17 protein-coding genes are annotated in these 18,016 nt (G+C 73.4%); 10 read left to right on the top strand and 7 right to left on the bottom strand.

Going from position 1 to position 18,016, the window contains the following annotated elements:
• The first annotated feature begins 38 nt into the window (after window positions 1–38).
• A complete protein-coding gene (locus SNOUR_RS34530; protein WP_067354977.1) occupies window positions 39–518 on the top strand; it encodes a DUF6328 family protein in 480 nt (159 codons plus the stop codon).
• 182 nt (window positions 519–700) lie between these two features.
• A complete protein-coding gene (locus SNOUR_RS34525) occupies window positions 701–937 on the top strand; it encodes a metallothionein (RefSeq protein ID WP_067354975.1) in 237 nt (78 codons plus the stop codon).
• 139 nt (window positions 938–1,076) lie between these two features.
• Here the strand turns inward: SNOUR_RS34525 and SNOUR_RS45560 are convergent, their stop codons facing one another.
• The 3 genes from SNOUR_RS45560 to SNOUR_RS34510 all read right to left on the bottom strand — a co-directional run bounded on the left by SNOUR_RS45560 (window position 1,077) and on the right by SNOUR_RS34510 (window position 3,341).
• Entirely contained in the window at window positions 1,077–2,033 is a 957-nt protein-coding gene (locus tag SNOUR_RS45560; protein WP_067359022.1) for a hypothetical protein, read from the bottom strand.
• Window positions 2,034–2,362: 329 nt separating this feature from the next.
• Window positions 2,363–3,160 carry a VOC family protein gene (locus SNOUR_RS34515; protein ID WP_067354972.1) on the bottom strand — a complete coding sequence of 266 codons (798 nt, stop codon included), beginning with the start codon at window positions 3,158–3,160 and terminating at the stop codon, window positions 2,363–2,365.
• 10 nt (window positions 3,161–3,170) lie between these two features.
• On the bottom strand, window positions 3,171–3,341 hold the full coding sequence (locus tag SNOUR_RS34510) for a hydrophobic protein (RefSeq protein ID WP_067354969.1): 171 nt from the start codon (window positions 3,339–3,341) through the stop codon (window positions 3,171–3,173).
• A 251-nt stretch (window positions 3,342–3,592) separates the two neighbouring features.
• On the opposite strand from SNOUR_RS34510, the gene SNOUR_RS34505 reads away from it, so the two are divergent.
• From SNOUR_RS34505 to SNOUR_RS34480, 6 genes are all read left to right on the top strand, one after another.
• Complete coding sequence (locus tag SNOUR_RS34505) at window positions 3,593–3,781, top strand: DUF6381 family protein (RefSeq protein ID WP_067354961.1); 189 nt, start codon at window positions 3,593–3,595, stop codon at window positions 3,779–3,781.
• Between the two features lie 167 nt (window positions 3,782–3,948).
• Window positions 3,949–4,920 carry a thioesterase domain-containing protein gene (locus SNOUR_RS46510; protein WP_067354958.1) on the top strand — a complete coding sequence of 324 codons (972 nt, stop codon included), beginning with the start codon at window positions 3,949–3,951 and terminating at the stop codon, window positions 4,918–4,920.
• Between the two features lie 125 nt (window positions 4,921–5,045).
• Entirely contained in the window at window positions 5,046–6,158 is a 1,113-nt protein-coding gene (locus SNOUR_RS34495) for a hypothetical protein (RefSeq protein ID WP_067354956.1), read from the top strand.
• On the top strand, window positions 6,139–9,315 hold the full coding sequence (locus SNOUR_RS34490; RefSeq protein WP_067354954.1) for an AAA family ATPase: 3,177 nt from the start codon (window positions 6,139–6,141) through the stop codon (window positions 9,313–9,315). The genes SNOUR_RS34495 and SNOUR_RS34490 overlap by 20 nt, the downstream gene beginning before the upstream one ends.
• Window positions 9,312–10,460, top strand: coding sequence for a trypsin-like peptidase domain-containing protein (locus SNOUR_RS34485; RefSeq protein WP_067354951.1), 1,149 nt, complete (start codon window positions 9,312–9,314; stop codon window positions 10,458–10,460). The genes SNOUR_RS34490 and SNOUR_RS34485 overlap by 4 nt, the downstream gene beginning before the upstream one ends.
• A gap of 49 nt (window positions 10,461–10,509) precedes the next feature.
• Entirely contained in the window at window positions 10,510–11,580 is a 1,071-nt protein-coding gene (locus tag SNOUR_RS34480; RefSeq protein ID WP_067354948.1) for a trypsin-like serine peptidase, read from the top strand.
• Between the two features lie 28 nt (window positions 11,581–11,608).
• Here SNOUR_RS34480 and SNOUR_RS34475 read toward each other — a convergent pair whose 3' ends face one another.
• The 3 genes from SNOUR_RS34475 to SNOUR_RS34465 are packed head-to-tail and all read right to left on the bottom strand — an operon-like array spanning window position 11,609 to window position 14,367.
• Complete coding sequence (locus tag SNOUR_RS34475) at window positions 11,609–12,640, bottom strand: ABC transporter substrate-binding protein (RefSeq protein ID WP_067354945.1); 1,032 nt, start codon at window positions 12,638–12,640, stop codon at window positions 11,609–11,611.
• Between the two features lie 46 nt (window positions 12,641–12,686).
• A complete protein-coding gene (locus tag SNOUR_RS34470) occupies window positions 12,687–13,562 on the bottom strand; it encodes an ABC transporter permease (protein WP_067354942.1) in 876 nt (291 codons plus the stop codon).
• A complete protein-coding gene (locus tag SNOUR_RS34465; protein WP_039638532.1) occupies window positions 13,552–14,367 on the bottom strand; it encodes an ABC transporter ATP-binding protein in 816 nt (271 codons plus the stop codon). The genes SNOUR_RS34470 and SNOUR_RS34465 overlap by 11 nt, the downstream gene beginning before the upstream one ends.
• 243 nt (window positions 14,368–14,610) lie before the next feature.
• Here SNOUR_RS34465 and SNOUR_RS34460 point away from each other — a divergent pair, with 243 nt between their 5' ends.
• Both SNOUR_RS34460 and SNOUR_RS34455 read left to right on the top strand, forming a co-directional pair.
• Window positions 14,611–16,251, top strand: a complete 1,641-nt coding sequence (locus SNOUR_RS34460) for a sensor histidine kinase (RefSeq protein ID WP_067354940.1) — start codon at window positions 14,611–14,613, stop codon at window positions 16,249–16,251.
• The gene (locus SNOUR_RS34455) at window positions 16,248–16,940 is read left to right on the top strand and encodes a response regulator (RefSeq protein WP_067354937.1); all 693 of its coding nucleotides are present in this window, start codon (window positions 16,248–16,250) and stop codon (window positions 16,938–16,940) included. The genes SNOUR_RS34460 and SNOUR_RS34455 overlap by 4 nt, the downstream gene beginning before the upstream one ends.
• Here SNOUR_RS34455 and SNOUR_RS34450 read toward each other — a convergent pair.
• Window positions 16,937–17,869 (bottom strand): LysR family transcriptional regulator, encoded by a 933-nt coding sequence (locus SNOUR_RS34450; protein ID WP_067354933.1) that lies wholly within the window; start codon window positions 17,867–17,869, stop codon window positions 16,937–16,939. The genes SNOUR_RS34455 and SNOUR_RS34450 overlap by 4 nt on opposite strands.
• Between the last annotated feature and the right edge of the window lie 147 nt (window positions 17,870–18,016).

Below are 18,016 nucleotides of genomic sequence, written 5' to 3'. Positions count from 1 at the left end.
ACCTGAACGGCCAGCCGGATGACGGGAGCGAGTCGGAGCTGATCTGGCCGCGGGGCCGCAACGAGACCGAGGAGGAGCGCGCCGACCGGAGGTGGACCGAACTCCTGCAGGAGGTACGGGTCATCCAGACCGGTGTGCAGATCCTGTTCGGCTTCCTGCTCACCGTCGTCTTCACCCAACGGTTCGCCACGCTCGACGCGGCGGACCGGAACATCTACGTGATCACCCTGCTGTTGGGGGCGTCCACCACCGGTGCGCTGGTGGGGACGGTGACCTTCCACCGGCTGGTCTCCGGGCACCGGCTCAAACCGCAGACCGTGCTGTGGGCGTCGCGGTTGGCCCTGACCGGCGTGGTGCTGCTGCTGGGCACGGTGGCGTCGGCGCTGTTGCTGATCCTGCGGTTGGCGCTGAACGGCAGCGCGGCGCCGTGGGTGGTGACGGCCCTGGTGCTGTGGTTCGTGGTGTGCTGGTTCGTGCTGCCGGCGTGGGTGCTGCGCCGCTATTCGTCGTCGGAGTAGCGCCTGTCTGTGGAGTGGCTCAGGAGGCCCCGGCTCCGATCCGTCGGGCCCGGCCCCGAGCGCCCTGCGGGCCGGCGGGGGCGGTGCGACGATGGAGGAGAGGTGTGGGGCGCGCCGGGTGGGGCGGCGGGAAGGTTGCAGGCCCGGCGCCGCCGACGGAACCGCGGGATGGAGGGATCACCATGACGGTCTGCGAGGTCTGCGGGAACGACTACCCGCGGGGATTCGAAGTGCGTATCGACGGCGAGGTGCACTCCTTCGACTGCGTGGAATGCGCCGCGCATCTGCTCGCACCGACCTGCGAGAACTGCCAGTGCCGGATCCTGGGGCACGGGCTGGAGGCCAGTGGCCGCTTCTTCTGCTGCGCGCACTGCGCGCGGACCCGTGGGGTCACCGAGCTGGCCGACAGCGTGGCGTGACGCCGCGCGGTGTCGCCCGGTGCGGCTCGGCGCGCCACGGAAGGTGAACTGACGCGGCGTCACATCAGCGGTGGACGCCGGCCCGGACATGCGTGCGGCGGCCGTCACCGAAGGACGGCCGCCGCACCCCGCTCGCCGCTCACACAGCGGCCGTCGCGGGAGTCACCCTGCGCGGGCGCAGGAGCAGCGCGGCGCCGGCGAGTCCGGCGCTCACGATCGCGAGCCCGACCGCCAGCAGCTCCGGCCAGATCGTGGCATCGCCCAGGCTGCTGCGCAGCGGGACCAGGACGCCGGCCCGGGACAGCGCGTGCAGGATGATCACGGTGACCGCGGCCGCGGCGCTGGCGGTCCAGATGGCAGCCGTGTCGCGCACCGCCAGGCAGCCGGCCAGCAGCAGGTACACCACCGCGATGGTCAGCGAGATGGCGTCCGACGAGCCGCCGTTGGTCTCCACCGGTCCCACCGGCAGGTGGCTCAGCCCGCACAGGGCCAGGGCCGCCGCGGCGGGCCAGCGCAGGACCGACCGCAGGACGCCGCCGACCGCGTGAGCGGCCTGGGCGGGCGTCTCGGCCGACGGCCAGTCCCGGCCACCCTGTGCCGCGGTGGCCGACGGCCACGGGGCGCGCTGGGGCCGCGGCGGGGGCTCCGGCGGGGCCCCGTCCCGCATCGCCGGTTCGCCGTGGGCGCCGGCCGGGTAGCCGTCGGGCGCCTGCTGGCCGTAGGGATCGGGGTAGGGGTCGGCGTAGGGGTCGTTGAAGGTGGGCGGACCCGTGGTGCCCATGTTCGCGGTGTCGGCATGACCGTCGGTGTAGGCGTCGCCGTCCGACGCCCCCGTGACGGGGAGGTGGCCCTCCTGGGCCCGGTCGAACAGCCTGATCAGCTGGACGACCTCGTCGACGGATCGGCCCACCGCCGCCGCACGCAGCGCCTCATAACTCGCCTCCGCGGTGTGCGGGGTCTGGCCGAGCATCGCGAGCAGCGGCCCGAGCTCGCTCACCGGGCGGGTCATCGCCGCCACCCGCAGGGCTTCGTCGCCCGGATTGGGGTCGTCACCACTGCGCTTGAGCAGTTCCACGAGGGCGGCGACTTCCTCCACCGGTCTCGTGGTGGCCGCCGTCCACACGAGAGTGCGGAACGAGACGTTCTCCTGGCTGCTGGACGGAATGTGTTCGCCGTGGTCTGTCGGGGACGGATCGGATTGGCCCCCACGAGGAGCTGGTTCAGGTGACATGTAGGGACTCCACTGAACGAGGTGAGAGCGTCCGCACCGGAGGCGCCGGCGCTCATCGGGCGTTGTGCGTACTGGTTGTGCCTGCTCTGGTTCAGCCAACGTCCCTCTTGGCCGCGGGCGCCAATGCTGGCGGGCCATCTGGTGGAGACACGCCGCGGGACGGGAGGACGACCGGGCGTGTCGGCCCGGCGGGATCAGTCCTGCGCGGTGGCGACGGTGAACAGTCCGCCCTGCGGATCCCGGATCACGGCCTCGCAGCCGCTGTCGTCCACCATCGGCGTCACCGGCAGCGCGAAACCGCCCGCGGCGACCGCGGCCGCGGTGACCTGTTCGATGTCGTGCACCGGGAAGTACACGTGCCAGCGGGGGCGGACGTGCGGGTCGGGGGCCGCCTCGACGGCGCCGCCGCGCAGCGCGGCCACGGTGCGCCCCGCCATGTCGCGCACCATGACCTCGTCGTGCTCGTAGGTGATGTCGCAGCCGCCGGGCCGGTCGGGAGCCCAGCCGAAGACCTCGCCGTAGAAGATCGCCGCCTCGAAGGCGTCACGGGTGCGCAGTTCCAGGCACATCGGAGCCGCGCCCTGCCCCACCGCCCAGGAGAGCGTCTGGCCCTCCCAGAGGCCGAACACCGCACCGTCCCGGTCGGCGGCGAGCGCGCCGCGCCCCTTGCCCAGTTCGAGCGGGCCGACGGCGAGCGTGGCGCCGCGCTCGCGGATCCGGGCGGCGGTGTCGTTCGCGCTCTCCACCGCGAAGTACGGCGTCCAGGCGACGGCGATGTGCCACTCGGGCGCCAGCGTGCCGATCCCGGCGACCGGCTGGCCGTGGGCCAGTGCGATGGAGAAGTCGCCGCCCAGCGTGCCGGGGCGGAAGGTCCAGCCCAGGACCTTCCCGTAGAAGTCCTGTGCGCCCTTCAGGTCGTGGGTCACCAGGCTCACCCAGCACGGGGCGCCGCCGATGGCGGCGGTGGTGTTGCGGGCTTTGGTCGCGGGCATCGGGATCCGCCTACCAGGGCTGACGGCGGCCCCGTGTGCCACGCGGGCCCGACGTGCGGAAGAGGAAGCCGATCAGCAGGACGGCGACGAGGGCGAGGGCGACGAGCCAGAGCACTCTCATGACGAGGCCGGCGCCCACCAGGAGCAGCACGAGCAGCAGGACGAGGAGGAGAGGGGCCATCGGGATCCACCTCCGGACAGGCTGGTTCCCTACCTGGCCACCATTATGCGCTTCCGCGGTCGGCCCCTCTCGTGTCCGGACCCACGGGCCCGGACACGCTTCCGTGCCTGGTCAGCGGCGCAGCGTGACGTTTCGAGGTGCCGACGGCGGCGGGCCCTGATTCGCTGGTGGCAGCGGCTTCCCCGGATGGACGCCGGTCACCGCGCGTCACCGGGCTGCCGGGTATCGGCACCGGACGAGAGGGACGGGTCATGGGATCGGAAGAGACACGCGAACGCCTTCAGCACATGCGGGAGAAGGCTCAGGAGCTGGCCGAGGCCGCGGAGCGCGCCAGCGATCCCAAGGAGCGGCAGCGGCTCCAGGAGAAGTCCCGCCGGCTGCAGAGCCGGAGCGAGCAGGAGAGCGCGATGCGGGGCGGTGACATCTACCCCTCGCAGTGATCCTTCGCCCTGCGATCAAGGGAGTTGAGCACTTCGGGACGCCGGCGGCGGGCCGCGCCGCCGCACGCCGCACGCCCGGCTGTTCGAGTGGCTTACGGCCGGGTGCCGGTGCGCCGTCCGCGTCCCCGGGAAGGAGGTGCGGCGGAGGAACGGCGGCAGGAGGCGGAATGCACCGCACGCGGCCCACCGTGGTCTATGTGCACGGGAACGGGAACAAGGTCCGCTCGGGACTGCTCAAGTCGCAGTGGGACCAGGCACTCTTCGGCCGGGACATGGCGGACGCGTCCCGCATGGCGTACTGGGCCGCGCTCCAGTACGAGCGGCCCCTGCCGGATTTCCGGGTGGACGCGCTGGACGGCGGTCCGCTGACGGAGACCGAGTCGGTGGCCGCGGCGGGGGCCGGGGTGTTCGACTCGCCGGAGGAGTTCGTGGCGCGCACCGTCCAGGAGGCCCGGCGGGAGGCCGGGGCCGCGGCGCCGGAGGGCCGGGCCGTCGAGACCCCGGCGGAGGCGGCGGAGGGCGCGCTGGTCGGCTGGCTGCGCGAGATGACCTATCTCGCGGAGACCCTGGGCGCGGCGGAGACCGGCGGCCATGAGGGCACCGAGGACGACGGGGCGCTGCCGCTGGAGGTGCTGCCGCTGCCCAGGCCGCTGCGGACCGCGCTGTTCCGGGAGCTGGTCCGGCGCACGTTCCGGGACGTCCATGCGTACTTCTTCGGCGACCGGGGGCCGGCGATCCGGCGCGTGATCGAGGACGCGCTGCCGCCGCGGGGTGCGGGGCCCGTGGTGGTCGTCGGCCACAGCCTGGGGTCGGTGGCCGCCTACGAGGTGCTGCGGGAGCGCGAGCAGGAGGTGGCGCTGTTGGTCACGCTGGGGTCGCCGCTGGCGATCACCGAGGTGCGGGACCAGTTGGCGCGGCCGCCCGCGGTGCCGGCGGGGGTACGGGCCTGGCGCAACGTGTCGGACCTGCGGGACCTGGTGGCGCTCGGGCACACCCTGCGGCCGGAGTACGGCCCGCCGGAGCGGATCACCGACGCGCTGGTCACCAACAACAGCGAGAACCACCACGGGATCAGCCAGTACCTGGCCCAGGCGGCGGTCCGGGAGCCGGTGCAGCGCCTCTTCGGTCAGCCCGCCTGAGCTGGGATTTCCGGCGCCGGGCCGCGCCTTGCACAGGGGCAGACCGGATGTAAGCATGACAAAGAGGAGGAAGGACGGGGGCGGGCCGACGTCCCTGCCCACAGGCCGGCCGGGTAGGTGCGGGCATGCCGTTGCGCGAGACCGAGTGGGAATCCGTCACGACGTGGCTGGAGAGGTATCTGCTCAACGTCGTCGACCCGTACACCCAGCTCGCCCCGTACTTCGACGAGGAGTTCATCGCGGCGCTCCCCCTCGGCAACATCAGCTCCCACAACGCCCGGGTGCTGGTGTCCGCCTCGCGCCGGGACATCCAGCGGCAGGTGAAGCTCATCGAGGTGGTCACCACCATCGACGAGATACGGGTCCGCCCGGAGTTCGGCGAGGCGGCCGAGTTCCTGCACCGCCTGCGCGAGGACGCCCGGATCCACGCCACGCAGGACCCCTTCGGCACCCGCGTCCTCAAGGGCGGCACCGAGGCGTTCATCGACCGCGAGGACCTGCGGGAGACCCTGCGCCGCTTCGTCGTCGACCCGGAGAAGTCGGTGCTGCTGGTGGACGGCGAACCGGACAGCGGGCGGTCGTACACCTACCACTTCCTGTGCCACGTCGGGCAGCACCGGGGATTCCGGCCGGCCCGGGTCACCCTGTCCCGCACCTCCACCCCGCGGCAGGTGCTGCAGCGGCTGGCCGGGTTCGTCACCGATCCACAGGCCGGGACGCAGCCGTTCCCGTCCTCCGCGCTCAACGATCCGCTGCTGTCGCTGGACGACGCGGTGCACTGGGTGGTCGGCCTGGCCACCTCCTCCGACCTGCACTTCTGGCTGGTGCTCGACGAGTGCGACAAGCTCGATCCGCACTCCGACGTCTGGGACCTGATCGGCCAGCTGGCGCTGGCGATCTACGAGCACGCCGCCGTCCACGGCGACCGGGCGCCGCGGCTGGTGCTGCTCGGCTACGGCCGCGCGATGCCCAAACTCCCCAACGACGTGCAGAGCAGCCTGTGCTGGGACACCGCCCGGATCGTCGAACCGGACGACCTGCGCCGCTTCTTCGACCAGCTCTTCCACGAGTCGCGGCCCGCCCGCCTGGACGACGCCGACCCCGCGGAGATCGACGGATTCGTCGAGGAGGCGGTCACGGAGGTGCTGCACGCCGCGCAGGACGACGACGGCGAGAGCTATATGCGCAGGCTCTGCACGGCGACGGAGAAGGCGATCGATGTCTACCGCAGCTTCTGACCCCGACCGCCGGGCCCGCTCCCCGCTGCGGGAGGAGTTCGCCGCCCGGCTGCGGCGCGCGCTGCGGTCGGAGGAGCCCTCGCGCGCGGCGGTCCCCGACGGCCGCCGGGCCTATCGCGAGGCCGCCTGCCTGCTCGCCGGCTTCGACCCGCGGCGGCTGCGGCTGCCCGGTGAGGACCGGCCGAGCGGCGGCGCGGTGCTGGCGCTGCTCGACGACTGCACCACCCTGGGTCACCGCCGCGGGGGCACCGCGTGGGTGCTCAAACCCGAGGCCAGGGAGGACGCGTTGCACGGCATGGCCGGGCCCGAGGCCGCCCTGCGGGCCCTGGAGGCCAACCGCGAGCAGTTCCCCGACGCACCCGGCGGCCCGGAAGCCCTCTGCCTGGCCTACCTCCAGGGCACGCTGCCCGCGAGGGCCGACCGCCCCGCGCGCCGGTCGGCCGAGGAACTCGCCGACACCCTCCAGGCGGTCCTGTGGCTCTCCCGGATACCCGGCGTCGGCGGCCTCCCGGACCCTGCCGAGCTCCAGGCGGCCCTGGACCGGACCAGGCTGCTGGAGCCGCTCCGCCGCCTGATGGCCACGCCGTTCCACGGCCGTTCCCAGGAACTGCGCCAACTGCACGCCTACGTCCACGGGTCCGGAGCCGACCAGGGGACGCCGGCGGCCGGCGGGGACGACGCCCGCCCGGCCTTCGTACCGCCGCTGGTCATCCACGGGCCGGGCGGGATGGGCAAGAGCACGCTGCTGGCCGCGTTCCTGCTGGGCCAGGTGGCCGGGGCGGAGGACGAACGACCGGGCGGCGGCCCGTCGGCGTTCCCGTTCGCGTACATCGACTTCGAGCGGCCCACCCTCTCCATCCGGGAACCGGTCACCCTGATCGCCGAGTCGGCCCGCCAACTCGGCGTGCAGTACCCGGAGTTCGGCGCCGAGCTGGCGGCGCTGGCGGACGAGTGCCAGGAGGCGGCCGCCACCCAGCGCGAGGAGCAGGAGCGGATCACCCAGCTGCACCAGCTGGCCACCACCCGGGTGCTGGGCCGCAGTTCGTCGGAGGCGTTCCAACTGCAGGCCACCGAGCGGGAGACCGGTCTGATCCGGCGGGTGGCCGACGTCCTGGTGCGCGCGGTGGCCGCGGCCGGCCAGCAGGATCCGCCGTTCGTGCTGGCCGTCGACTCCTTCGAGGCGGCGCAGTACCGCGGCTCCCCGGTGCTGGGCCGGATCTGGGCGATCTGCACCGCGCTGCAGAGCGTCTATCCGAAGTTCCGGATGGTCGTCTCCGGGCGGGCGCCGGTCGACCACCCGGCCCGCACCATGGCGCTGTCCGAGATCGAGCTGCGGGAGCTGGACCGGCCGGCCGCCGTGGCGCTGCTGCGCTCCCTGGGCGTCCACGACGCCGATGTGGCCGAGGCGCTGGCCGAGCGGGTCGGCGGGCATCCGCTCAGCCTGCGGCTGGCCGCCCGGGCCGCCGCGCTCGCCGGCAGCGAGGCCGAGCAGACCGGCGAGCTGATCCGCAGCCTGCCCGAGCGCGGGCCCCGCCACCGGGTCGACCGACTGCTGCTCCAGGGCGCCCTCTACGACCGGATCCTCAGCCATGTCGCCGACGAGGACGTGCGGCGGCTCGCGCACCCCGGGCTGGTGCTGCGGGTGATCACTCCCGAGCTCGTGCAGGACGTGCTGGCCGGGCCGTGCGGGCTGACGGTGGCGGACGCGGGGGCGGCGCACCGGCTGTTCGCCGGGCTGAGCCGCCTGGACATGGTGGAGCCGGCCGGACCGGAGGCGGTGCGCTACCGCCGCGACGTCCGCGCGATCATGCTGCGGCTGCCCGGCGGGGACCGTGGCGAGGTGATGCGCGAGGTCGAGCGGCGGGCGGTGGCGCACTACGCGGCGCGCGAGGGACTGGAGGCGCGCGCCGAGGAGATCTACCACCGGCTGCGGCTGGACGAGGACCCGCGGTCGGTGGAGGAGCGCTGGCTCCCCGGCGTCGAGCGGTTCCTGGCCGGGGCGCAGCAGGACATGTCGCCGCGGGCCGCGGGGCTGTTGACCGCCCGCCTCGGCAAGGGCGCGCCCGACCGGGTGGCCGCCGCGGCCGACCAGGAGGACTGGGAGCGGATCGCGGCCCGCGAGGCGGAGGACCTGCTGGCGCAGGGGTTCGCCGACGCGGCGCTGGCCAGGCTGGGGCAGCGGCGGCCGTGGACGCCGTGCAGTCCGCTGCACTCCCTGAGCGCGGACGCCCAGAACCGGCTCGGGCGGCGCGACGAGGCCCGCAGGGGCGTGGCGGAGGCCATCGGGCAGGCGGAGCGGGCCGGTTGCGCCGAGCGGCGGCTGGAGCTGCTGCTGTTCGGCGCCCGGCTGGCCGAGGAGGCCGGCGATCTGGCGGACGCCGACCGGCAGTTGCGGGTGGCCGAGGACGTCGCGGTGGACCTCGGGCAGGATCTTGAGGCGATGGGCGTGCGGCTTGCGCGGGCCCGGCTGCCCGCCACCCGCGACACCGCCCGCTCCGGCGCGCAGGCCGGCCGTCAACTCGCCACCCAGCTGCGGGAGTTGCCGGACAAGGTGCTGGCCGATCAGCCGGTGCTGGTGCGCGCCGTCGCCTCGCAGATCTACGGCCAGGACCCCGGGGCGCTGTCGCACGCCCTGGACGTGGTGGGCCTGCCGACCGACGACGCGACGCTGGAAACCCTGGGGGCCGCGATGCGCCGGGCGACCCGTCGACAACCGGCGCTGCTGGGGGCGGTGATGGGGATCCTGGACGAGGCCGCGGGGCCGTCCGGGACACCGCCGTGGTCCGAAGCGCCGACGCCGACGCCGCGGACGCCGGGTCCACCGGCACCGAGCCCCGTGGCCACCGGGCCGCGCACGCCCACCGCCGCGGCGGCCCCCGAGGCCCCCGCACACCCCGCCCCGCCCTCCCGCCCCACCGGCATCACCGGCATCCTGCGGCTGGCGCGCGACCGCGGCACCCTCAACGCGCTGGCCCGCCGGCTGCTGTCGGTCCCCGACCGCAGCGGCGAACTCGTCGCCGGGGTCGCCGCGGCGATGGGCGTCGGGACCCACGGCCGCACGACGCCGGACGGGGCGCCCGACGGGGCAGCGGCACCACAGGCCGGGCGCCACCGGCCGGACGGAAGGAGCGGCCCGGCCGGGCCTGAGCGCCGATGACCGCCTATCTCTCCCCGGACGAGCTCCTCCTACTGCGGGACGCGGCGCTGGAGAGCGGGCTGACCGACCCCGGCGTGCGCCCGCTGCTCTTCGACGGGATCATGCCCAGATACCGCGGCACGCTGCCGATGCTGGCCGCCCCGATGCATCAACTGCACTCCGACCTGGCCCAGATGAACCAGGTGGAACGGCTGGTGGACGGCTCGGTCCCACTGGAGATCTGGCTGCGCAACGCGGTGGCGCAGACCACCGAGGCCGAGCCGCTGAAGGTCTTCCAGCGCGCCCTGGACGAGGTGGCCCGGCGCGCCGGCGGCGAACCCGACATCCTGGCCGACCGCCCGGCGCCCGAGATCAAGGAGCAGATCGTCCACCGCGACGACACCGTCCCGATCGGCTTCCTGCGCGGCGGCGACCTGGCCGGCACCGCGGTCGCCCGCCTCAAGGTGCCGCCGTACCAGGACGGCGCCCCGCTGCAACCCAACGGCTTCCCGCACGCCGGCACGGGCTGGCTGATCGCCCCCGCCCTGCTGATGACCAATCACCACGTGGTCAACGCCCGCACCGGGACCGGCGCGGAACGCCCCCTGGCCGCCCCCGAGGACCTGCGGCTCCAGGCCCGGCACACCCGCGCCCGCTTCGGCTACGACAGCGACTCCGGCGACCTCGACGACTCCGCGGCCGAGGAGGTCGAGGTCGCCGAACTCGCCGCCGCCGACCCGGACCTGGACTATGCGGTGCTGCGGCTGTCCGCGCCGCCCGACCGCCCGGTGCTGAAGCTGGCCCGGCGCCCGCTGGAGGTCGCCGACGGCGAGTACGTGGCGGTCAACATCATCCAGCACCCCGGCGGCCAGTCGAAGCGGGTGGCGCTGCGCAACAACCTGGTCTACGAGACGGACGAGCACGACGTCCGCTACTTCACCGACACCCGAGGCGGTTCCTCCGGCTCCCCCGTCCTCACCGACGACTGGCGGGTGGTGGCGCTGCACCGCGGGACCCGGCGGGTGGAGGACGTGCTGTTCCAGGGGCGGACGACCGCGTTCGTCAACGTCGGCACCCAGATGACCAGCGTGCTGCGCCACCTGGAGACCCATGCCCCGGACGTCCACGCCGAGATCAGCGCGGCACAGGGCGACGGACGGGGCTGAGCCGGCCGACCGGCGCCACGGCCCGGCCGACCCGACCGAGGAGGACGAGATGGACAAGCGGAGCCGATCACCGGTGGCGACCGGTCCCGAGCGGGTCTTCTCCGATCTGCACGCGGTGGCGGCGCGGGTGCGGGACCAACTGTCCTGGGAGGAACCGGAGTCCGCCGTTGAGCTGCCCCCGGCACAAGCGCCGGCCGGGCAGATCTCGCAGTACGCCCGGCAGGAGCGCACCCGGGTGCTGTCGGCCGGCGCCAACGGTCTGGAGAAGCTCGCCGAGGGGCGGGCCGACGAGATCAGCGACGACGAGTCCTTCGGGATGGAGGCGATCGTCCTGCTGGAGGGGCGCCCGGCCATCCTCGTCCAGCACCACGACTTCGCGCCGCAGCAGGGCGACTGGGCGGTGCTGGAGGGCCATCGGGCGGCGATCCGGGAGTCCCTGGCCCGGGTCGGCCGGGTGGAGGTCTCCGGGCACATCAGCCTGGACTGGCTGGGCACCGGGTTCCTGGTCGGGCCGGAGACGGTGATGACCAACCGCCACGTGGCGGTGGAGTTCGCCCGGAGCGCGGGCGAGGGCTGGGCCTTCCAACAGGGGCTGGGCGCCGCGCTGGACCTCGGCGAGGAGTACGGGGCCGGCCGGGAGCCCGCGGACGGCGGACCGTCGTACGAGGTCACCGAGGTCCTGGGGATCCATCAGGACGTCGATCTGGCCCTGCTGCGGATCGCCCCGTACCTGGGCGGCAGTGCGCTGCCCACTCCGCTGGCGGTCGCCGCGGACGCGCCCGCGGACCTGCCGGGGCACCCGGTGTACTGCGTCGGCTACCCGGCCTGGGACGGCCGTCGCAACGAGCCGGAGTCCATGCGCCGGATCTTCATGGACGTCTACAACGTCAAGCGCCTCCAGCCGGGCATGACGACCGGGCTGGAGGCGGAGGGTGATGTGATGCGCCACGACTGCTCCACCCTGGGCGGCAACAGCGGCTCCCCGGTCATCGACCTCACCGACCACCGCGTCCTCGGCCTGCACTTCGGCGGCCGGTACGGGCTGGGAAACTACGCGGTGCCGCTGTGGCAGTTGGTGGAGGACCCGCTGCTGGCGCGGGGGCGCGTCAACTTCGTGTGAGCGCCGCGCGCCGGCAGCAGACGCGACGTCACTTCTTGACGAACTCGGTGGTGTAGGTCTTCTTCAGGTCGATGGTGGCGTTCTTCAGGGTGGGGTTGAACGCCTTGAGGACCCGCTCGACGGTGGCCGGTCCGTCCGCCGGCATCACCCCGTCCTTGGTGAACATCGGCAGGGTGTCCTTGATGGCCTGGACGTACAGCTCCTTGCCGCCCTGCGCGTAGTCCGCGGGCATCTTCGCGGCGATCTCCTCGGCGGTGTGCGTGGACATCCACTTGAGGGTCTTGACGAAGGCGTTGGCGAGCTTCTGGACGGTGTCCTTGTGGCTGTTCACCCAGTCGGTGTTCATGTAGAGGCTGGACGACGGGTAGGGGCCGCCGAGCGCCTGCCGGGAGCCCTCGGGGGTGCGCATGTCGACGAGCACCTTGCCGATCTTCTTGTTGACGACCTGGGCGACGGTCGGGTCGGTCGTCATCCCGGCCTGGATCGAGCCCTGTTCCATGGCGGAGAGGAAGGTCTGGCCGGCGCCGACCGCGACCGGGGTGATCTCCTCGGGCTTCACGCCGTTCTTGACCGCCAGGTACTTGGTGAGGAAGTCGGTGGACGAGCCCAGCCCCGTCACGCCCAGCTTCTTGCCCGTGAAGTCCTTGGGCGAGGTGATCTCGGAGGCGGCCTTGGTGGAGACCACCTCCACCTCGCCGGGCGCGTGGGCGAGCTGCACCACCGATTCGACCTGCTTGTTCTTCGCCTGCAGGTCCAGGGTGTGGTCGTAGAAGCCGACCACGCCCTGGACGTCGCCGGAGATCAAGGAGGTGGTGGCCTGGACGCCGGCGGGCTCGGTCAGCAGGGTGACGTTGAGGCCCTCGGCCTTGAAGTAGCCGAGCTGCTGGGTGAGTCGGGCCGGCAGGTAGATGACCTTGTCCAGGCCGCCGACCATGATCTGGATCCGGCCGTCCCCGGCGTCCGCGGCCGAGCCGGAGGAGGAGCCGCCGCAGGCGGTGAGGCCGGTGAGGGCGAGCGCGGTGGCGGCGACCGCGGCCGAGATCTTGAGCGGGGTGCGCATGGTCACGTCCTTGTGAGGTGAGGCGGTGCGGGCGGGTGTGCGGGGGTCAGCGGCCGTCGCCGGCGTCGGCCGGCTTCCAGCGGAAGAGCCGCTTCTCCAGGAAGGCCAGCAGCCCTTCGGCGAGCAGGGCGACGACCGCGAGGATCGCCATGGCGGCGTAGACGCCGGCGGCGTTGAAGGTGCCCTGGGAGGCCGAGACCAACAGGCCCAGGCCCTTGGTCGCGCCGATGTACTCGCCGACGATGGCGCCGATCAGCGCGAAGCCGAAGCTGACGTGCAGGCTGGTGAAGATCCAGGAGGTGGCGGAGGGGATGACGACCTGGAGGGTGACCTGGCGGTTGCTGGCGCCCAGGATCCGGGAGTTGGCCACCAGGTTGCGGTCGACCTCGCGGGCGCCCTGGAAGGCGTTGAAGAAGACCGGGAAGAAGACCAGGACGACGGCGGAGGCCACCTTGGAGGCCGGTCCGAGGCCGAACCAGATGAGGAAGATGGGGGCCAGGACGATCCGCGGCAGCGCGTTGAGGACCTTGATGTAGGGGCCCAGCACATCGGCCAGGAAGCGGATCCGGCCGAGCGCGATGCCCAGGACGACGCCGCCGATGACGCCGATGACCCAGCCGAGCAGCGCCTCGTAGAGGGTGTACCAGACCTGTTCGATCAGGGGGCCCTGCGGGGTGCCGTTCAGCGCCCACTGGGTGATCTGGTCCCAGATCTTCGAGGGCATGGAGAAGTTGAACGGGTCGATGACGGCGGCGCGGGCCAGCCCCTCCCACAGGGCGACCAGTGCGACCAGGAGCGCGACCCGGGTGGCGTAGACCAGGATCTTGTGGTTGCGGGCGGCGCGGGCCCGGGCCTGGCTGCGCTCGCCGGGGATGCCGGCCTCGGTGGTGGCGGCCGGTGCGGCGACGGTCTCAGGCGACATGGGCGGCACCCCTTTCGCGGGTGATCCGGACCTCTTCGCCGAGCGAGGACCAGATCTCCCGGTAGATCTCCACGAACTGCGGCTCCAGCCGCACCGACTCGACCCGGCGGGGCCGCGGCAGGTCGATGGTGAAGACCTCCTTGACGGTGGCGGGGCCGGCGGTCATCACCACGACCTTGTCGGCCAGCGCGATCGACTCCTCCAGGTCGTGGGTGACGAAGACGACGGAGGCGCCGGTGCCGGACCACAGGTCGAGGAGCTCGTCGGACATCAGGGCCCGGGTCTGCACGTCGAGCGCGGAGAACGGCTCGTCCATGAGCAGGATCTCGGGGTCGTTGACGAAGGTCGCGGCGAGCGCGACGCGCTTGCGCTGGCCGCCGGAGAGCTGGTGCGGATAGCGGTCCTCGAAGGCGGCCAGGCCGACCCGGGCAAGCCATTCACGGGCCCGCTCCCTGGCCTCGGTCTTGGGGACGCCGCGGAAGCGCGGGCCGGCCATGACGTTGGAGAGCACGGTCCGCCAGGGGAAGACGGCGTCCTGCTGGAAGACGAAGCCGACCTTGTCGCCGATACCGCGGACCGGCTCGCCGGCCACCAGCACCTCGCCCTCGGTGGGCTCCTCCAGGCCGCTGACCAGCGTCAGGGTCGTGGACTTACCGCACCCGGTGGGCCCGACGACGGCGACGAACTCGCCGCGCTCCACGGTCAGGTCCAGGTCCCGGACGGCGGTGTGCAGACCGCCCGAGGGGGTGCGGAAGGTCTTGCTCGCTCCCCGTAGCTCGATGGCGGGGCTCGTGTGGCTGTTCATGGACCGGGAGGCTAGGAGCGGTGCGGGCCACCGCGGCAGCCTTGTGGGCGCAAGCCGTCTTTCTGCGCGCAAACCCTGTTGTGCCCATTTTGCTCACGCTAGAACAACAAAAGTTCGACGGGGTCTGGGCAGCCGGGCCGCGGCGGCTTACGTTGCGTTCACACGAGATCAACAGACAGCGTCATGAACGGAAGGCGTCGGTTCCGCATCCCGCGGAGGGCCGGCCGAGACAGGGGGGACCGCATGCGGATCCACTGGCCCCGTCGCGTCTTCGCGCAGGTCCTGACCGCGCAGCTGGTCATCACCACCGGTGTGATGGTGCTGGCCACCGGGCTGTTCCTAGCCCCGCTCGGCCACGCCCTGGACGACCAGGCGATGCGCCGGGCCCTGGCCATCGCCCAGACCACGGCCGCCGACCCGGAGCTGGCCCGCGAGGTGCAGGCCACCGTGCCGGCCCCGGGAGGCCCGGTGCAGTCCACCGCGGAGCGGATCCGGCGGTCGACCGGGGCGCTGTACGTCGTCGTGATGGACACCCGCGGGGTCCGCTGGTCGCACACCAACGCCGCGGAGATCGGCCATCACGTCTCCACCGACCCCAGCCGGACGCTGGCCGGCAAGGAGGTCCGCCAGATCGACACCGGCACGCTGGGCCGGTCGGCCCGCGCGAAGGTGCCGCTGCGCGACGACGACGGCGCGATCGTCGGCGCGGTCTCGGTCGGCATCGCCTACGACAGCGTGCACGGCCTGCTGCTCGGCACCATCCCGGGGCTGCTGCGGTACGCGGGCGCGGCGCTGGCGGCCGGGGTGCTGGCCGCGGTGGTGGTCGCCCGGAGCCTGCGCCGCCGCACGCACGGGGTGGCCACCGCCGACATCTCCGCGCTGCTGGACGAGCGGGAGGCGATGCTGCACGGCATCCGCGAGGGCGTGGTGGCGTTCGACCGGCGGGGCCGGATCCGGCTGGTGAACGACGAGGCGGGGCGGCTGCTGGGCCTGGACGCCGGCGCCGCCGGCCGGGCCCTGGACGAGGTGCTGCCGCCGGGCCGCACCACCGACGTGCTGGCCGGCCGGGTGGCCGGCGGCGACCTGCTGGCGATCAGCGGCGGCCGGGTGCTGGTCGCCAACCGCGTCGCCACCCGGGACGGGGGCGCGGTGGTGACCCTGCGGGACCGCACCGAACTGGAGCTGCTGGGCCGGGAACTGGACAGCACCCAGGGCCTGTTGGACGCCCTGCGCGCCCAGGACCACGAGCACGCCAACCAGCTGCACACGGTGCGCGGGCTGCTCGAACTCGGCCGGTACGACATGGCGGTGGAGTTCGTCGCCGAGGTGGCCAGCGCCCATCGGGCGTCCGCGGAGCAGATCGCCGAGCGGGTGCACGACCCGCTGCTGTCCGCGCTGCTGGTCGGCAAGGCGGCGATCGCCGCCGAGCGCGGTGTCGCGCTGCGGGTGTCCTCCGGCACGCTGCTGCCGGACGCGGTGGTGGACCCGCGCGACCTGGTCACGGTCCTGGGCAATCTGATCGACAACGCGCTGGACGCCACCGCCGAGCGCCGCGGCGCCGATCCGTTCGTCGAGGTGGAGCTGCGTGCCGAGGGCAGCACCGCGGTCGTCCGGGTCAGCGATACCGGGCCGGGCGTGCCGCCCGAGATGCGCGACCGGATCTTCGCCGAGGGCTGGTCCACCAAGACCGCCACCGTCGCCTCCCGGGGCCGGGGGCTCGGCCTGGCGCTGGTGCGCCGGCTGTCCGAACGCTACGGCGGGATGGCCCGGGTCACCGCCCGCGCGGGCGGCGGCGCGGTCTTCACCGTCGTCCTGCCCGAGGCCCTGTCGCCCGACCTCCACCCCCCGATTCGTCAGCTCACGGCCACAGGAGAGTCACCTTGATCGATGTCCTTGTCGTGGACGACGACTTCCGCGTCGCGGAGATCAATGCCGCGTATGTGTCCCAGGTGCCCGGCTTCCGGGTCGTCGGCCGCGCCCACACCGCGGCCCAGGCGCTGGCCACGTTGGAGCGCGGCCACGTCGACCTGGTGCTGCTCGACCACTACTTGCCGGACGAGACGGGTCTGACCCTGGTGCGGCGGCTGCGCCAGATGGGCCACCACACCGACGTGATCATGGTGACCGCGGCCCGGGACGTGGCGACGGTGCAGGCCGCGATGCGGTACGGCGCCCTGCAGTACCTGGTCAAGCCGTTCGGCTTCTCGGGGCTGCGCGCCAAGCTCGACGGCTATGCCGCGCTCCGCCGCACCGTCGAGGGCGTCGGCGGCCGGGGCGAGGCCGGCCAGGAGCAGGTGGACCGGATCTTCGCCGCACTGCGCACCCCGGACTCCCCGCACACCGAACTGCCCAAGGGCCACTCGGCGGCGACCGTCGACCTGATCCGCCGCATCCTGGACGAGGCCGGGCTGCCGCTCTCCGCCCACGAGGTCGCCGAACGCGCCGGCGTCAGCCGCTCCACCGCCCAGCGCTACCTCAAGCACCTCGAACGCACCGGCCGCATCAGCCTCACCCTGAAATACGGCGACACCGGGCGCCCGGAACACCGGTACGCCCGGGCCCGCGCGAGCTAGGGCCTGTCCGCCCCCGACCCGTCGGACGGCCCCTGGGGCGTGTCGTCCTCCGCGGCCTCGTAGCACGCCTCGATCAGGGCGCGCAGACCGACCCCGGGTGGTCCGGTCCGCACCGCGAGATAGGCCCGCATGACCGGTGCCGGCCCGGCGAGCGGGCGGAACACCACGCCCGGGACCGGGAGTTGGTCGGCGTGCGGGGCGTAGAAGACCGTCCAGGACGGTTTGCCGTAACCGATGGCGGCGAGGGTGTCCTGGGCGTTGGTGAACTCCGGTCCCTGGACGGGCTCGAAGCCGGCCTCCCGGCAGGAGCGCATGACCAGGTCGTGGAGCGCGGGGTTGCGGGTGTGCGGGGAGAGCCGCAGCGGCAGCCCGGCGAGCCCGGACAGCTCGACGCTCTCCCGCGCGGCGAGCTCGTGCCGCGCGGGCAGCGCCGCCATCAGCGCGTCCTGCCACAGCGGCAGGAACTCCAGCCCGGAGTCGGTCCGTTCACCGCGCAGGAGGGTGGCGTCCAGGTCGCCGGCGCGCACCTTCGCCAGGCGTTCCTCCGTGCTGCCGGCGACGAGCTCCAGCTGGGCGTGGTCGGCGCGCCGGTCGAACGCGGCGAGCAGGGCGTCCAGCCGCGCGCCCAGTCCGGAGCTGGTGCCGAGCCGCACCGTCGCGGCCCGTTCGGCGCGCAGTTCGTCGATGGCCTCCCGGGCCCGGGCCTGGAGGGCGAGCATCTCCCTGGCGTACGGCAGGAGCCGGTCGCCGGCCTCGGTGAGCCGGACGACGCGGGTGGAGCGGGCGAACAGCTCCGTGCCCAGCTCGCGTTCGAGCCGGCGGAGCTGCTGGCTGACCGCGGACTGCACGATGTGCAGCCGCTCGGCCGCCCGCCCGAAGTGCAGTTCCTCCGCCACCGTCAGGAAGTAGCGCAGCTGTCGGATCTCCATGGCCCCCCGTTCGCCGTGACCCGCATTGATCACCGTACGCGATGAGTGTAGGCGCGGATCGCCCATTGGTCGGCGGAGGTGATCGCGGTTGGCTGAGGACGTCACACACCGCGCGGCCCGCAGGGGTCACAAGGTCGGAGGAGACCG

Source organism: Streptomyces noursei ATCC 11455 (assembly GCF_001704275.1).
GTDB lineage: Bacteria > Actinomycetota > Actinomycetes > Streptomycetales > Streptomycetaceae > Streptomyces > Streptomyces noursei.
Note: the sequence above shows the minus strand (reverse complement) of the source record. Positions and strands in the feature narration are given on the sequence as shown.

Excerpts from the sequence above, each read along its gene's own strand:
- SNOUR_RS34510 (WP_067354969.1), bottom strand. The coding sequence starts at position 3,341 with ATGGCCCCTCTCCTCCTCGTCCTGCTGCTCGTGCTGCTCCTGGTGGGC.
- SNOUR_RS34505 (WP_067354961.1), top strand. The coding sequence starts at position 3,593 with ATGGGATCGGAAGAGACACGCGAACGCCTTCAGCACATGCGGGAGAAG.
- SNOUR_RS34485 (WP_067354951.1), top strand. The coding sequence starts at position 9,312 with ATGACCGCCTATCTCTCCCCGGACGAGCTCCTCCTACTGCGGGACGCG.
- SNOUR_RS46510 (WP_067354958.1), top strand. The coding sequence starts at position 3,949 with ATGCACCGCACGCGGCCCACCGTGGTCTATGTGCACGGGAACGGGAAC.
- SNOUR_RS34460 (WP_067354940.1), top strand. The coding sequence starts at position 14,611 with ATGCGGATCCACTGGCCCCGTCGCGTCTTCGCGCAGGTCCTGACCGCG.
- SNOUR_RS34515 (WP_067354972.1), bottom strand. The coding sequence starts at position 3,160 with ATGCCCGCGACCAAAGCCCGCAACACCACCGCCGCCATCGGCGGCGCC.
- SNOUR_RS34490 (WP_067354954.1), top strand. The coding sequence starts at position 6,139 with ATGTCTACCGCAGCTTCTGACCCCGACCGCCGGGCCCGCTCCCCGCTG.
- SNOUR_RS34465 (WP_039638532.1), bottom strand. The coding sequence starts at position 14,367 with ATGAACAGCCACACGAGCCCCGCCATCGAGCTACGGGGAGCGAGCAAG.
- SNOUR_RS34450 (WP_067354933.1), bottom strand. The coding sequence starts at position 17,869 with ATGGAGATCCGACAGCTGCGCTACTTCCTGACGGTGGCGGAGGAACTG.
- SNOUR_RS34470 (WP_067354942.1), bottom strand. The coding sequence starts at position 13,562 with ATGTCGCCTGAGACCGTCGCCGCACCGGCCGCCACCACCGAGGCCGGC.
- SNOUR_RS34495 (WP_067354956.1), top strand. The coding sequence starts at position 5,046 with ATGCCGTTGCGCGAGACCGAGTGGGAATCCGTCACGACGTGGCTGGAG.
- SNOUR_RS34525 (WP_067354975.1), top strand. The coding sequence starts at position 701 with ATGACGGTCTGCGAGGTCTGCGGGAACGACTACCCGCGGGGATTCGAA.
- SNOUR_RS34480 (WP_067354948.1), top strand. The coding sequence starts at position 10,510 with ATGGACAAGCGGAGCCGATCACCGGTGGCGACCGGTCCCGAGCGGGTC.
- SNOUR_RS34475 (WP_067354945.1), bottom strand. The coding sequence starts at position 12,640 with ATGCGCACCCCGCTCAAGATCTCGGCCGCGGTCGCCGCCACCGCGCTC.